The sequence below is a fragment of the Nocardiopsis oceanisediminis genome, assembly GCF_048595525.1.
Classification (GTDB): Bacteria; Actinomycetota; Actinomycetes; order Streptosporangiales; family Streptosporangiaceae; genus Nocardiopsis_A; species Nocardiopsis_A oceanisediminis.
In genome coordinates, this window is sequence record NZ_JAFMZJ010000001.1 from 2,952,553 (window position 1) to 2,967,021 (window position 14,469).

12 protein-coding genes are annotated in these 14,469 nt (G+C 73.9%); 9 read left to right on the forward strand and 3 right to left on the reverse strand.

Annotated elements, in window-relative coordinates; genetic code table 11:
• Nucleotides 1-108: 108 nt before the first annotated feature.
• Nucleotides 109-1,875, forward strand: a complete 1,767-nt coding sequence (gene arc / locus J0910_RS13060) for a proteasome ATPase (RefSeq protein WP_420158766.1) — start codon at nucleotides 109-111, stop codon at nucleotides 1,873-1,875.
• A gap of 167 nt (nucleotides 1,876-2,042) precedes the next feature.
• On the opposite strand, the gene J0910_RS13065 is transcribed toward arc, so the two are convergent.
• Both J0910_RS13065 and J0910_RS13070 read right to left on the reverse strand, forming a co-directional pair.
• Nucleotides 2,043-2,678: a response regulator gene (locus J0910_RS13065; protein WP_420158767.1), complete on the reverse strand. Its 636-nt coding sequence runs from the start codon at nucleotides 2,676-2,678 to the stop codon at nucleotides 2,043-2,045.
• On the reverse strand, nucleotides 2,675-3,919 hold the full coding sequence (locus tag J0910_RS13070; protein WP_420158768.1) for a sensor histidine kinase: 1,245 nt from the start codon (nucleotides 3,917-3,919) through the stop codon (nucleotides 2,675-2,677). The genes J0910_RS13065 and J0910_RS13070 overlap by 4 nt, the downstream gene beginning before the upstream one ends.
• Nucleotides 3,920-4,122: 203 nt before the next feature.
• Between J0910_RS13070 and J0910_RS13075 the strand changes: the two genes are divergently transcribed.
• The 8 genes from J0910_RS13075 to J0910_RS13110 all read left to right on the forward strand — a co-directional run bounded on the left by J0910_RS13075 (nucleotide 4,123) and on the right by J0910_RS13110 (nucleotide 12,682).
• The gene (locus tag J0910_RS13075; protein WP_420158769.1) at nucleotides 4,123-5,202 is read left to right on the forward strand and encodes an FtsX-like permease family protein; all 1,080 of its coding nucleotides are present in this window, start codon (nucleotides 4,123-4,125) and stop codon (nucleotides 5,200-5,202) included.
• Entirely contained in the window at nucleotides 5,199-5,894 is a 696-nt protein-coding gene (locus J0910_RS13080) for an ABC transporter ATP-binding protein (protein WP_420158770.1), read from the forward strand. Before J0910_RS13075 ends, J0910_RS13080 begins: the two co-directional genes overlap by 4 nt.
• A 188-nt stretch (nucleotides 5,895-6,082) precedes the next feature.
• Nucleotides 6,083-7,603 (forward strand): depupylase/deamidase Dop, encoded by a 1,521-nt coding sequence (dop, locus tag J0910_RS13085; RefSeq protein WP_420158771.1) that lies wholly within the window; start codon nucleotides 6,083-6,085, stop codon nucleotides 7,601-7,603.
• A gap of 200 nt (nucleotides 7,604-7,803) precedes the next feature.
• Nucleotides 7,804-8,007, forward strand: a complete 204-nt coding sequence (locus tag J0910_RS13090) for a ubiquitin-like protein Pup (RefSeq protein ID WP_420158772.1) — start codon at nucleotides 7,804-7,806, stop codon at nucleotides 8,005-8,007.
• A gap of 254 nt (nucleotides 8,008-8,261) precedes the next feature.
• Nucleotides 8,262-9,107, forward strand: a complete 846-nt coding sequence (gene prcB / locus J0910_RS13095) for a proteasome subunit beta (RefSeq protein WP_420158773.1) — start codon at nucleotides 8,262-8,264, stop codon at nucleotides 9,105-9,107.
• Between the two features lie 82 nt (nucleotides 9,108-9,189).
• The gene (gene prcA, locus J0910_RS13100) at nucleotides 9,190-9,957 is read left to right on the forward strand and encodes a proteasome subunit alpha (RefSeq protein WP_420161985.1); all 768 of its coding nucleotides are present in this window, start codon (nucleotides 9,190-9,192) and stop codon (nucleotides 9,955-9,957) included.
• 168 nt (nucleotides 9,958-10,125) lie between these two features.
• The gene (gene pafA, locus J0910_RS13105) at nucleotides 10,126-11,484 is read left to right on the forward strand and encodes a Pup--protein ligase (protein WP_420158774.1); all 1,359 of its coding nucleotides are present in this window, start codon (nucleotides 10,126-10,128) and stop codon (nucleotides 11,482-11,484) included.
• A gap of 127 nt (nucleotides 11,485-11,611) precedes the next feature.
• Complete coding sequence (locus tag J0910_RS13110) at nucleotides 11,612-12,682, forward strand: FKBP-type peptidyl-prolyl cis-trans isomerase (protein WP_420158775.1); 1,071 nt, start codon at nucleotides 11,612-11,614, stop codon at nucleotides 12,680-12,682.
• Nucleotides 12,683-13,132: 450 nt separating this feature from the next.
• On the opposite strand, the gene J0910_RS13115 is transcribed toward J0910_RS13110, so the two are convergent.
• Nucleotides 13,133-14,371: a DUF3866 family protein gene (locus tag J0910_RS13115; protein WP_420158776.1), complete on the reverse strand. Its 1,239-nt coding sequence runs from the start codon at nucleotides 14,369-14,371 to the stop codon at nucleotides 13,133-13,135.
• Between the last annotated feature and the right edge of the window lie 98 nt (nucleotides 14,372-14,469).

Sequence of the window (14,469 nt, forward strand, 5' to 3'; positions counted from 1 at the left end):
AGGCTTTCACAAGATCGAAAAGTGAGTCCTCAAACACTTGCGGAGCACCGGAGGTTAGGAATAGTCCATGGGTAGGTAGGGTTCCGAGTAGTCGTCCTCTTATAGGAGGTGGCGGACGTGGCCGATCGCGACGACGAGCGTCAGGCGGAGCGCGACCGAGAAGTCGAAGAGCTCACGGCTCAAGTCTCCTACTTGGAAAAGGAGCTCAGCGTAGTCCGGCGCAAGCTCGCCGATTCCCCCCGCCATGTGCGGCTCCTGGAGGACCGACTGCGTGAGGCGCAGGCCAACCTCGCCGCGGCGAACGGCCAGAACGAGCGGCTGGTCTCCACGCTGAAGGAGGCGCGGGACCAGATCGTCGCCCTCAAGGAGGAGGTCGACCGGCTGGCCCAGCCGCCGTCCGGCTTCGGGGTGTTCCTGGAGGCCCGCGAGGACGGGACCGTCGAGATCTTCACCAACGGCCGGAAGATGCGGGTGAACGTCAGCCCGTCGGTCGAGGCGGAGGAGCTCAGCCCCGGTCAGGAGGTCATGCTCAACGAGGCGTTCAACGTCGTCGAGGCGCAGTCCTTCGAGACCGTCGGCGAGGTCGTGATGCTGAAGGAGGCGCTCGGCGACGACCGGGTGCTGGTGATCTCCAACCACGACGAGGAGCGGATCGTCCGGCTGGCCGAGCCGCTGCGCGAGGAGGCCATCCGCCCCGGCGACTCGCTGCTGCTGGAGTCGCGCTCGGGCTACGTCTACGAGCGCATCCCCAAGTCGGAGGTCGAGGAGCTCATCCTCGAAGAGGTCCCCGACATCGCCTACACCGACATCGGCGGCCTCAGCGGGCAGATCGAGATGATCCGCGACGCGGTCGAGCTGCCCTACCTGCACAAGGACCTCTTCTACGAGCACCGGCTGCGCCCGCCCAAGGGCGTGCTGCTCTACGGCCCGCCCGGGTGCGGGAAGACGCTGATCGCCAAGGCGGTCGCCAACTCGCTGGCCAAGCAGGTCGCCGAGCGCACCGGCCAGGACGTCGGCAAGAGCTTCTTCCTCAACATCAAGGGCCCCGAGCTGCTGAACAAGTACGTCGGCGAGACCGAGCGGCACATCCGCCTGGTCTTCCAGCGGGCCCGGGAGAAGGCCGGCGAGGGCACCCCGGTGATCGTGTTCTTCGACGAGATGGACTCGATCTTCCGCACCCGCGGCTCCGGCGTCTCCAGCGACGTGGAGAACACCATCGTCCCCCAGCTGCTCAGCGAGATCGACGGCGTGGAGGGGCTGGAGAACGTCATCGTCATCGGCGCCTCCAACCGGGAGGACATGATCGACCCGGCGATCCTGCGCCCGGGCCGGCTGGACGTGAAGATCAAGATCGAGCGGCCCGACGCCGAGGCCGCCCGGGACATCTTCTCCAAGTACATCACCGACGGCCTCCCGCTGCACGAGGACGACCTCGCCGAGCACGGCGGCTCCACCAAGGCCACCGTGGACGCGATGATCCAGCGCGTCGTCGAGCGGATGTACACCGAGACGGAGGAGAACCGCTTCCTGGAGGTCACCTACGCCAACGGTGACAAGGAGGTCCTCTACTTCAAGGACTTCAACTCCGGGGCGATGATCCAGAACATCGTGGACCGGGCCAAGAAGATGGCCATCAAGGACTTCATCGACAACAAGTCCAAGGGCATCCGGGTGGCGCACCTGATGCAGGCCTGCGTCGACGAGTTCAGCGAGAACGAGGACCTGCCCAACACCACCAACCCGGACGACTGGGCCCGCATCTCCGGCAAGAAGGGCGAGCGGATCGTCTACATCCGCACGCTGGTCTCCGGTAAGAAGGGCGCCGACTCCGGCCGGTCCATCGACACCGTGGCCAACACCGGCCAGTACCTGTAGGAACGCGGCATGAAGGGGCCCGCCGGACCTCCGGCGGGCCCCCGCCGCTCCCGGACCCCTCCGGGCCCCGGCGGCGGGCCGGAGGGGCCCTCCTCCCCGCCCGGGGCGCCTCGGCCGGGGGACGGGGGCGCCCCGCGCCGACCGGCCCGCCCGGCCGGGCGGGCCGCTCAGCGCGGGCGCAGGATGCCGCGCTCCATCGCGACCGAGATCGCCGCGGTCCGGTTGTCCACCCCGAGCTTGTCGTAGATGTGCCCGAGGTGCGTCTTGACGGTGGCCTCGCTGACGAACAGCTCCCGGGAGAGCGCCCTGTTGGACAGGCCGCGGGCCAGCAGGTGCAGGATCTCGGTCTCCCGCGGGCTGAGCGCGGTGCGCGGGGCGCGCAGCCGGCCCACCAGCCGGGCGGCGACCCCGGGGGAGAGCGCGGTCTCGCCGCGCGCCGCCGCGGCCACCGCCTCGCACAGCCGGTCCGGCGGGGCGTCCTTGAGCATGTAGCCGGCGGCCCCGGCCTCCACCGCGGCGAGGATGTCGGCGTCGCTGTCGTAGGTGGTCAGCACCAGCACCGGGGGAGCGTCCGGGAGCCCGCCGATCGCCCGGGTGGCGTCGGCGCCGTCCATGCCGCCCATCCGCAGGTCCATCAGGACCACGTCGACGGCGGTGCCGGCCAGCACGCCCAGCGCCTCCCGGCCGTCGGCGGCCTCGGCCACCACCTCCATGTCCGCGCGCTCGTCGAACATGGCGCGCAGCCCGCGCCGGACCACCGGGTGGTCGTCGACGAGCAGCAGGCGCAGCGGCCGGTCGGTCACGTCTCCTCCTCGGCGCCGGCGGGCTCCGCGCCCAGCGGCAGGGTCGCGGCGAGGGCGGTGCCCTCCCCGGGGGCGGACTCCAGCTGGAGGCGGCCGCCGAGCTCGGCGACGCGGCCGGCCAGCCCGCGGATGCCGTAGCCGGTGCCGTCGGCGCGGCCGCGCTCCGCCCCGGCCGGGTCGAAGCCGCGCCCGTCGTCGTAGACGTCGAGGGCGACCTCGCCGTCCAGGTAGGCCAGGGTGACCACGGCGGTGCGCGCGCCGGAGTGCGCCGCGACGTTGGCCAGGCCGACCTGCCCGGCGCGGAGCAGCGCCACCTCGAAGCCGGCCGGCAGCGGAACCGGGTCGCCCTCCAGGCGGAACCGGCAGTCGGTGCCGCTCTCGGCGGCGGTGCGCGAGCAGAGCCGGCCCAGGGCGTCGGCGAGCGAGCCGGAGGAGAGCGCGGGCGGCGCCAGGGCGCGGACGAACCGGCGGGCCTCGGCGAGGTTCTCCGCCGCGGTGTCCCGGGCGTCGGCGATCCGCGCGGCCGCGGCGCCCGGGTCGGTGCGCACCGCCCCCTCCGCGGCGCGGAGCAGCAGCACGATGCTGGACAGGCCCTGGGCCAGGGTGTCGTGGATCTCCCGGGAGAGCCGCTCCCGCTCGGCGAGGGCGCCGGCCCGGTGCTGGGTCTCGGCCAGCTCGCCGCGGGTGCGCTCCAGGTCCTCGATCAGCCGGCGGCGCTGCTCGCTCTCGGTGTACAGGGCGGCGTAGCCCAGCGCGATCACCACCGCGAAGGCGGCCCCCAGCGCCGGGCCGAGCAGCATGGCGATGCCCAGGTCGCGGGAGTGCAGCGCCTGGGAGGCGACGACCGCCGCGGTGACCGCGGCGACCGCGGCCACCGCGTGGAGCCGGCGCAGCAGGTGCAGGTGGAGGAAGAACAGCGGGAAGGCGACCCAGGAGAAGTCCGGGCTGAGCAGCAGCAGCCCCGCCCACAGGGCGGTGACCAGGGCGAGCCAGGACAGGGCGGTGCGTCGGCCGGGAAGCCGCCGGAGCAGCGGCGGGCCGCAGGCGTAGACCGCGCCGAGCAGCGCGGCGCCGGCCAGGGCCGCCCGGTCCGCGGGGCCGGTGCCGCCGGCGAGCAGCCGGGCCGCGGCCACCGCCAGCAGCAGGAAGAACGCGGCGTGCAGGCAGCCGCGGAGGACGGCGAGCACGGTCGCGGTCCCCGCCGAGAGCGAGGCGAAGGGCGCCCGGTGAGCGGAGTGCATTCACTCCACGTTAGGCCGCGGGGGTCCCGCCCGCATCGACCGAACGGGGGATGCCGGGCTCAGCCCTTCCGCTCCGCGGAACCGCCCGGCCGCCCGATGGAATCCGGGGCCCGGGCGGCGAGGGTGGAGAGTGCGCGGCGGAACCGCGCCGCGGGGCCGGTCCCGGCACCCGCGCACCCCTACTCCTCCCAGGAGGCCCTGCCGTGTTCGTGGCCGTCCGCGACATCCGCTTCGCCAAGGGGCGGTTCGCGCTGATGGGCTCCGTCGTCGCCCTCATCACCCTGCTGGTGGTCCTGCTCTCCGGGCTCACCGCGGGGCTGGCCGACGAGTCCGTCTCCGCGATCGACCGCCTGCCCGCCACCAGGATCGCCTTCGGGGCGGCCGGCGGCGCCGACCCCGAAGAGTCCTTCGCCGACAGCTCGGTCACCGGTGAGCAGCTGCGGGCCTGGGCCGACACCGACGGGGTGGCCTGGGCCGAGGCGCTGGCCGTCACCCCCGGCCGGCTGGAGCTGGCCGACGGCTCCACCGCCGCCGCGACGGTGCTCGCCGCCGAGCCCGGCGGGCGCCTCGCCCCGGAGGGCGTCGGCGACGGCGCCCTGGTCGTCTCCGAGCCGCTGGCCGAGGAGGAGGGCCTGGCGGCCGGCGACACCGTGGTCCTCGCCGGGCGCGACTTCACCGTGGACCGGGTCGCCGGCGACGACTCCTACAGCCACACCCCCGCCGTCTGGACCTCCCTGGCGTCCTGGCGCGGCATGGCGCCGGACGGCGCCGCGGAGGTCCCGGCGGGCACGGTGGTCGCCGCCGAGGCCGGCGGGGACGCCGCGGCCGCGGCCGACGAGGCCGCGGGGACCGCCTCCGCGACCCGCTCGGGGAGCCTGGCGGCGATCGGCGCCTACTCCTCGGAGAACGGGTCGCTGATGATGATCCAGGGCTTCCTGTACGCCATCTCCGCCCTGGTGGCCGGGGCGTTCCTGACCGTGTGGACGATCCAGCGCACCGGCGACATCGCCATCCTCAAGGCGCTCGGCGGCTCCACCGGCTACCTGCTGCGCGACGCGCTGGCCCAGGCGCTGGCGGTGCTGGCGGCCGGCTCCCTGTTGGGGGGAGCGGCCGGCGCGGTCCTGGGCGCCGCCGCGGCCTCCGCGGTCCCGTTCTCGATGAGCGCCGCCACCACCCTGCTCCCGGTGGCCGCCATGGTGGCCCTGGGCATGCTCGGGGCGGTCCTGGCGGTCCGCCGCATCACCTCCGTCGACCCGCTGACCGCCCTTGGAGGCGTCCGATGAGCATCGAACTCACCGACATCACCCTGACCTACCCGGACGGCGACTCCCGGGTGACCGCGCTGGACCGGGTCTCGCTGGCGGCCGGCCCCGGCGAGCTGCACGCCGTGGTGGGCCCCTCCGGGTCGGGCAAGTCGAGCCTGCTGGCGGTCGCCTCCGCGCTGATCCGCCCGGACTCCGGCGGCGTCCGCATCGACGGGCAGGAGGCCGCCGGGCTGTCCCCGGCGGAGCTGAGCCGGCTGCGCATGCACCGGGTCGGCATCGTCTTCCAGCAGCCCAACCTGGTCTCCTCGCTCACCGCCGCCGAGCAGCTGCTGGCGGTGGAGCACATGCGCGGCCGCCCGGTGCGCTCGCGGCGCGCCGCGGCCGGGCGGATGCTGGCCGCGGTCGGCCTGGCGGGCCGGGAGCACCGCCGGCCGGCGCGGCTCTCCGGCGGCGAGCGGCAGCGGGTCAACATCGCCCGGGCGCTCACCGGGTCGCCGCGGGTGCTGGTGGTCGACGAGCCGACCGCCGCCCTGGACCACGAGCGCGGCGCCGGGATCATGGACCTGCTCGCCGAGGTCACCGCGGAGTTCGGCACCGCCACCCTGGTGGTCACGCACGACACCGAGTACCTGGACCGGGCCGGCGCGGTCTGGGAGATGCGCGACGGGCGGCTGTCCGCCCGGGACGCCGCTGCCGCCGCGGCCGGCTGACCGCGCCGGTGCCCGGGGCGCCGCGCCCCCTCCGACACGCCCGGGGCGGGGCGGCGCCCCCGGGGCCGCCGGGGGAAGGGGGTCCGGGGGTCCGGCCCCGGGGCGGGTGGGGAGGCGGCGCGGAGACGGTCCGGCGGCAATTCGCGGCGCGGAGTTCAAGACGCGGTATCGGTGGATAACCTTCCAACATGACTGTGCGGCGGATTATGGGCATCGAGACCGAGTACGGCATCTCCGTGCCCGGCAACCCCGGTGCCAACGCGATGGTGACCTCGACCCAGGTGGTCAACGCCTACCTGGCGGCCTCGGCCGCGCGGGCCCGCAAGGCCCGCTGGGACTTCGAGGAGGAGAACCCGCTGCGCGACGCGCGGGGGTTCGACCTGGCCCGGGAGGTCGCCGACCCCACCCAGCTCACCGACGAGGACCTGGGGCTGGCCAACGTCATCCTCACCAACGGGGCGCGGCTCTACGTCGACCACGCCCACCCCGAGTACTCCGCGCCGGAGGTCACCAACCCGCGCGACGCCGTGCTGTGGGACAAGGCCGGCGAGCGGGTGATGGCGGACGCGGCCGGCCGCGCCTCCGCCGTGCCGGGGGTGGAGCCGATCCAGCTCTACAAGAACAACACGGACAACAAGGGCGCCTCCTACGGGTGCCACGAGAACTACCTGATGCGCCGCTCCACCGCGTTCGGCGACATCGTCCGCCACCTGATCCCGTTCTTCACCTCCCGCCAGGTGATCTGCGGCGCGGGCCGGGTCGGCATCGGCTCCGACGCCCGCGACGCCGGCTTCCAGATCAGCCAGCGCGCCGACTTCTTCGAGGTCGAGGTGGGGCTGGAGACCACCCTGAAGCGCCCCATCATCAACACCCGGGACGAGCCGCACGCCGACCCGGACAAGTACCGCCGGCTGCACGTCATCATCGGCGACGCCAACATGAGCGAGCTGTCCACCTACCTCAAGCTGGGCACCACCTCGCTGGTGCTGGCGATGATCGAGGACGGCTTCATCGGGGTGGACCTCACCCTGGACACCCCCGTCGCCGACCTGCGCGCCATCTCCCACGACCCGTCCCTCACCCACCAGGCCCGGCTGCGCGACGGCCGCCGGATGACCGCGCTGCAGATCCAGCGCGAGTACCTGGAGCTGGCCCAGAAGTACGTGCAGGACCGCTACGGCAGCGAGCCCGACGCCGACACCGCCGACGTGCTGCGGCGCTGGGAGTCGGTGCTGGACCGGCTCGCCGAGGACCCGATGGGGCTCGCCGGCGAGCTGGACTGGGTGGCCAAGCTCAAGCTGCTGGAGGGCTACCGCGACCGGGACGGCATCGACTGGGACCACCACCGGCTCCAGCTGGTCGACCTGCAGTACTCCGACGTCCGCCAGGAGAAGGGCCTGTACAACCGGCTGGTGTCCCGGGGCCGGATGAAACGCCTGCTGGACGAGGCCGAGGTGCAGCGCTCCATCACCGAGCCGCCGGAGGACACCCGCGCCTACTTCCGCGGCCGCTGCCTGGCCAAGTACGCCGACTCGGTGGCCGCCGCCTCCTGGGACTCGGTGATCTTCGACCTCCCCGGCTACGACTCCCTGCAGCGGGTCCCCACCCTGGAGCCGCGGCGCGGCACCAGGGAGCACGTCGGCGCCCTCCTCGACTCCTCCGACACCGCCGCCGACCTGGTCGCGGTGCTCACCGGCGGCCGGGGCTGACCCGCCCGGCCCCGCCCCTCCGGCCGGCGCGCCTCCCGGCGCCGGCGGGAACACGCTCCGGTGACCCGCCGTTCGCACGGATGTACGGACAATCCGGCGGGAAGTGGGTAACGTGCACACAACGGGACCCGTGATCGAGGTTGAGGCGGGGCCCGGCGGGCCAAGATAAGGGCGAGAGCCCCGATCGAGGAGGTTGTGGGATGGCGACCAAGGACACCGGCGGGCAGAAGCACGGCACTCGGCGGGACGAGGAGGTCGAGGAGACCGAGGCCTCCGCCGAGACCGCCGCGCGCAACGAAGAGCTGGACTCCGACGTCGACGACATCCTGGACGAGATCGATGAGGTCCTCGAGTCCAACGCCGAGGACTTCGTCCGCCAGTTCGTGCAGAAGGGCGGGCAGTGACGCGGACCGCCGCCTCCGGGGCCGCGGAGCACCGGGGCCGGGCCGCCTCCCGGGGCGGCCCGGCCCCGCCCGTTCCGGGGCGCCCGGGGCCCGGCGCCCCCGCCGGGTTCGCCCTCAGCGGAGCGGCCACCGGTCGCTACCCCCGGTTCCCCCGGGATCAGTAGGGTCGACACCAGGAAACGTCAATCGTCGCACGCGCCCCGCCGCCCCTTCGGCGACGCGACCACAGGCGGGGCGCCATCGAAGGGAGTCGCGTGTCTGAAGCGTTCGAGGGCGGACGGCTGCCCGCCGCGTACATGAACCCGGGGATGTCGTCCTTCACCGAGTTCCTCGGCGCGGTCCATCCCGACCTGCTGCCCAACTGGCGGGACCTCCCGCAGGCCTCCGGGGCGCACCACCTCACCCCCGATGCCACCACCATCGTCGCGCTGACCTTCCCCGGCGGCGTGGTGCTGGCCGGCGACCGGCGGGCGACCGCGGGCAACGTCATCGCCAACCGGGACATGGAGAAGCTCTTCCGCGCCGACGAGTTCTCCGCGGTGGCGATCGCCGGATCGGCCGGCATCGGCATCGAACTCGCCCGGCTCTACCAGGTCGAGCTGGAGCACTACGAGAAGCGGGAGAGCCGGCCGCTCTCCCTGGAAGGTAAGGCCAACCGGCTGGCCAACATGCTCCGCGGCAACCTGGGGCTGGCCATGCAGGGCTTCGTCGTGGTGCCGCTGCTGGTCGGCTACGACGAGGCGCGCGACATCGGCCGCATCTTCAGCTACGACCCGGTGGGCGGCCGCTACGAGGAGCAGCGCTACCACTCGATCGGCTCCGGCTCGGTCTTCGCCAAGGGGTCGCTGAAGAAGCTGTTCACCGACGACCTCACCGAGGGGCAGGCGGTCGAGGCGGCGGTGCAGTCGCTCTACGACGCCGCCGAGGACGACTCCGCCACCGGCGGCCCGGACCTGCACCGCAAGATCTACCCGCTGGTCGACATCGTCACTGAGGAGGGCTACCGGCGGCTGCCGACCGAGGAGGTCGCGCGGGTGGCCGAGACGGTCGTGGCCGGGCGCGCCGAGCGCCCGGACGGCCCCATCGCCCCGCTCTCCTGACCGGTTCCGCGCCGCCCCCGCGGCGGCGCGGCCCGACCAGCTCCCCGCAGCACGAACAGCAAAGGAACGATCAGCGGTGTCGATGCCGTTCTACGTCTCGCCCGAGCAGAGCATGAAGGACAAGGCGGACTACGCGCGCAAGGGGATCGCGCGCGGCCGCAGCGCCGTGGTACTGCAGTACGACGGCGGCATCCTGCTCGTCGCGGACAACATGTCCCGCACCCTGCACAAGATCAGCGAGCTCTACGACCGGGTGGCGTTCGCCGCCGTCGGCCGCGGCAACGAGTTCGAGAACCTGCGCCTGGGCGGCGTCCGCTACGCCGACGCGCACGGCTACGCCTACGACCGGCGCGACGTCACCGGCCGGATGCTGGCCAACGCCTACGCCCAGACCCTGGGCACGGTCTTCAGCGAGAGCAACAAGCCCTGGGAGGTGGAGATCGTCGTGGCCGAGGTCGGCGACGACGCCGACTCCGACCAGATCTACCGGATCACCTTCGACGGCTCGGTCGCCGACGAGAAGGGCCTGGTGGGCATGGGCGGCTCCGCCGAGGCGGTGACCAACGCGCTCAAGGAGCGGTTCGACCCGGCCGCCCCGCTCAGCGAGGCGCTCTCCGCGGCGATGTACGCGCTCTCCCACGAGCAGCACGAGCGCCGCGAGCTGGACGCCGCCAACCTGGAGGTGGCGGTCCTGGAGCGGGCCCGCGAGCACCGCAAGTTCCGCCGGATCCGCGGCGCCCGCCTGGAGCGGCTGATCGAGGAGGCGCGCGCCGCCGACGGGGCGTCCTCCTCCGGCTCGGGCGGCTCCTCCGCCGGGGGCGGCGCGGAGGACGCGGGGAACGGGGCCTGAGGCCAGGCCGGTCGGCCCCGCCGCATCAGGGCGGGCCGACCGGTTTCCCGAGCCGGGCCGGTGCCGATAAACAAGGTGGAGTCGTCGGCAGCGCAGCGGGGCTCCGGCCGGGCCCCCGGCCGAACCGGGCCCGCGCGGCTGCCACGGGACGGGAAATGGTGAGGCCGCGTGGAACGACGCATTTTCGGACTGGAGAACGAGTACGGCGTCACCTGCACGTTCCGGGGACAGCGCCGGCTGTCGCCGGACGAGGTGGCGCGCTACCTGTTCCGCCGCGTCGTGTCGTGGGGGCGCAGCAGCAACGTCTTCCTGCGCAACGGCGCCCGCCTCTACCTCGACGTCGGAAGCCACCCCGAGTACGCCACGCCCGAGTGCGACGACCTGGCCGACCTCGTCGCGCACGACAAGGCGGGCGAGCGCATCCTGGAGGGCCTGCAGGTCGACGCGGAGCAGCGGCTGCACGAGGAGGGCATCGCCGGGGAGATCTACCTGTTCAAGAACAACACCGACTCGGCCGGGAACTCCTACGGCTGCCACGAGAACTACCTGGTCGGCCGGCACGGCGAGTTCGGCCGGCTCGCCGACATCCTGATCCCCTTCCTGGTCACCCGGCAGATCATCTGCGGCGCCGGCAAGGTGCTGCAGACCCCGCGCGGTGCGCTGTACTGCGTCAGCCAGCGCGCCGAGCACATCTGGGAGGGCGTCTCCTCGGCGACCACCCGCTCCCGGCCGATCATCAACACCCGCGACGAGCCGCACGCCGACGCCGAGCGGTTCCGCAGGCTGCACGTCATCGTCGGCGACTCCAACATGAGCGAGGTGACCACCCTGCTCAAGCTGGCCTCCACCGACCTGGTGCTGCGGATGATCGAGACCGGCGTGGTGATGCGCGACTACACCCTGGAGAACCCGATCCGGGCGATCCGGGAGGTCAGCCACGACATGACCGGGCGGCGCAAGGTGCGGCTGGCCAACGGGCGCGAGGCCAGCGCCCTGGAGATCCAGCGCGAGTACCTGGAGAAGGTCCAGGCCTACGTGGACCGCAACGGCACCGACGCCACCGGCAAGCGGGTGCTGGAGCTGTGGGCGCGCACCCTGGAGGCGGTGGAGACGCAGAACCTCTCCCTGGTGGAGCGGGAGATCGACTGGGTCGCCAAGTACAAGCTGCTGGAGCGGTACCGGTCCAAGCACGGGCTGTCGCTCTCCTCGCCGCGCATCGCCCAGCTCGACCTGACCTACCACGACATCCACCGCGACCGCGGCCTGTTCTACCTGATGCAGCGGAAGGGGCAGATGGACCGGGTCGTCGGCGACCTGCGGATCTTCCGGGCCAAGTCGGTTCCGCCGCAGACCACCCGGGCCCGGCTGCGCGGCGAGTTCATCCGCAAGGCCCAGGAGAAGCGCCGCGACTTCACCGTGGACTGGGTCCACCTCAAGCTCAACGACCAGGCGCAGCGCACCGTGCTGTGCAAGGACCCGTTCAAGGCGGTGGACGAGCGGGTGGAGAAGCTGATCGCCGGGATGTGACCCGGCGGCGGGGGAGGGGCCGCGCCCGGCCCCTCCCTCTCTCTCAACCGGCTCTTACCCGGATACGGCACCATGCCCTTTTCGGTAGTGTGTCTGGGACCCGAGCCGGATATTGAGGTAGTGCCCTATGCGACGACGTGCCGCCGCCCTCGCGGTGCCGTTCTCGGTCGTGCTGCTGGCGTCGTCCGCCTGCGGTGCGATCCCGGAGAAGTACCAGGTCCCCGCCTTCATGCGGATGGACGAGCAGGAGATCGACGAGCGCCTGCCCACCGTCGAGGGCAAGCCCGGCGAAGAGCCCGAGGTGGCCTTCCCCGACATCGCCCCGCCCGGCGAGCAGATCTCCGGCGTGGTCCGCCCCGGGGAGGACGAGGAGATCATCCGGGCCGAGGACACGCTCCTCGTCGACATCGTCGACTACCAGTGGACCGGCAAGGGCAAGACGGAGAAGACCAACTCCACCTACGAGACCGACACGCCGTTCCTGCTCCAGCTCAACCAGGTGCAGGAGGAGCTCAGCGGCGCCCTGGTGAACCAGGCGGTCGGCGCGCAGGTGGCGTTCGTGCTGCCCGGCCCGGACCCGGCGCAGGCACAGGCGCAGGGCATGGAGCCGCAGAAGGGCGACACCGTCTCCATCGTCGAGGTGCGCGACCGCTACGGCAAGGGCGACACCGTCCCGGGCGAGCAGCAGACCGACGGCGGCGACGGCCTGCCCGTCGCGGCCGACGCCGGCTCGGCCGCCCCCGACATCGAGATCCCCGAGGGCACCGACCCGCCGAAGAAGCTGGAGAAGGTCGAGCTGATCGAGGGCGACGGCCCCGAGACGGAGAAGGAGCAGCAGCTCGTCGTCCAGTACACCGGGGTCCGGTGGGACGACGGCAAGGTGTTCGACTCCTCCTGGAAGCAGGGCGGCACCCCGTTCACCTTCCCGCTCGGCCAGGGCCAGGTCATCGAGGGCTGGGACAAGGGCCTGGAGGGCGTGAAGGTCGGCTCCCGGGTCATGCTGGTCATCCCCGAGGAGCAGGCCTACGGCAAGGAGGCCGAGGAGAGCGGCCAGCCGGCCGGCACCCTGGTCTTCGTCGTCGACGTGCTGGGCGCGGTCAACCCGCCGCCGCCCCCGGAGGAGGAGAAGTCCGAGGAGGGCGAGGGCTCCGGTGACAAGGAGTCCAAGGACTCCGAGGAGAAGGGCTCCGAGGGCTAGCCCTCCCGGTTCGGGACCCCGGCGCCCTGGGGGCGGCGCACCGCCGCCCCCGGGGCGCCGCCGTGTCCGAGGAGAGGCCCGCCGGAGCCGGCGGAGCGGCGCGTCCCGATGGTTCCCGTTCCCCCTCCCCGCGGAATCGGCAGGCGCACCGCCCGCCGGCCGGGGGGCCGGTGGGGCGGTACGCCCCGATGCGTCCGGTTTCCCTTTCTCGGTGGAGTCGGCCGGTGCCGTGGAGAGGCGCGCCGGCGCCGAGGCGGCGGATCCGGCGGGCCGGACGGTACCGCAGCCCTGTGCCGGAACACCGTGGCCGCCGGCGCCGCCCCAGGGGCCGGCCCCCGGGGCGGCGCGCCCCGGCGCATCCGGGTCCCCCGGACCGCGGAGCGGGCGTACCGGGCCGAGGCGCCTTCGGCCGCCCCCGGGCGGGGCCGTCCGGAGCCCGCCCGGCGCCGGTCAGGCGTTGAGCAGGGCCGCCGCGTGCCGGCCCGCCGCCGCGGCGCTCAGGAAGCAGGCGGTGTCCTCCTCCAGGGAGCGGCCCATGCTGGACAGCCGCACCGGCAGCGCGTACAGCGCGTCCTCCAGCCCGTCCAGATCGACGTGGACCAGGCGGTGCCGCTCGGCCAGCAGCGCCGCGTCCCTCGCCACCCGGGCGCCGAACGAGCCGCGCAACGCCGGGACCGGCACGTCGGCGCGGGCCAGGGCGACCTTCCCGTAGGCGGTCAGGCTGTGGTGGGAGACCCCGCGGTGCCGCTCGCGCGGGTCGGCGTCGCTCACCCGCAGCGCGGCGACCGGGCGTCCGCCCAGCACCGAGGCGGCGTTCACCGCCTCCCCGGCGGCCACCCCGGAGAACCCCCACGGGGTGCCGGTGCCCAGGTTGCCCGGCCCCTGCGCGACCACCGCCAGCTCCGCGCCGAGCACGTGCCGGGCGGCGAGCAGGCCGCTGTGCACCGTCACCGCCTCCAGGTCCCCGCCGAAGGCCTGGCCGGTGGTGACCACCCCGGCCAGCAGCCCGGCCTCGCGCAGCGCCGCGGCGGTCCGGGAGAACGCGGCCGGCAGCGCGCCGCCGTCGAGCATCACGTAGGCGGCCCGCACCCCGGGCCGGTCCGCGTCCGCCCCGGCCAGCACCGCGGGCAGCGCCGAGTGCAGGTCCGCGGTGACCACCGGCATGCCGTCCAGGCCCTCGGCGTCGCGGAGCACGGAGTGGTGCGGGGAGTCCTGCCCGTCGGCGCCCAGCACGGTGGTCTGCAGCGGCGTGTAGCGCGCCTTGACCAGGTGCCCGCGGACCGGGGCGTCGTCGGGCAGCCGGTCCGGCAGGGCGGCCACCATCGCGTACCCGCCGGTGCCCAGGCCCAGGTCGAGGGCGGTGGTGTTGAGCAGCACCCGGTCACCGGGGGCCGGGGTGCCGACCAGGTCGGTGTAGGCCAGCGCCCGGCAGACCCGGACCCGGCGCTCGGCGGGCTCGGCCGGGGCGGCGACGGCCCCCGCCGCGGGGTCCCCTTCGGCCTCCTGCCGACCGGGCTCCGGCGGTGCGCCGCCGGCCCCTCCGATGCCCGCTCCGCACCCCTGCTCCGGGACCGGTCCGGCCCCTCCGGGAGGCGCCTCGGGCCGGTCGTCCAGCTCGGCGTCGACCTCCACCGCGCCCGGCCATGCGCGGCGGACCGCGGCCACTCGTCCAGCTCGCCATCGGATCACGGGAAGCACGGTACCGTCGGGGCGTGAGGCGGCGCTGCGACGGCGCGCCGCCGGATGACCGGAGCAGGCGCCGGCGGAGGGCCGCCGGGTCCGCGACC

Excerpts from the sequence above, each read along its gene's own strand:
- J0910_RS13070 (WP_420158768.1), bottom strand. The coding sequence starts at position 3,919 with ATGCACTCCGCTCACCGGGCGCCCTTCGCCTCGCTCTCGGCGGGGACC.
- J0910_RS13080 (WP_420158770.1), top strand. The coding sequence starts at position 5,199 with ATGAGCATCGAACTCACCGACATCACCCTGACCTACCCGGACGGCGAC.
- dop (WP_420158771.1), top strand. The coding sequence starts at position 6,083 with ATGACTGTGCGGCGGATTATGGGCATCGAGACCGAGTACGGCATCTCC.
- J0910_RS13090 (WP_420158772.1), top strand. The coding sequence starts at position 7,804 with ATGGCGACCAAGGACACCGGCGGGCAGAAGCACGGCACTCGGCGGGAC.
- prcA (WP_420161985.1), top strand. The coding sequence starts at position 9,190 with ATGCCGTTCTACGTCTCGCCCGAGCAGAGCATGAAGGACAAGGCGGAC.
- J0910_RS13110 (WP_420158775.1), top strand. The coding sequence starts at position 11,612 with ATGCGACGACGTGCCGCCGCCCTCGCGGTGCCGTTCTCGGTCGTGCTG.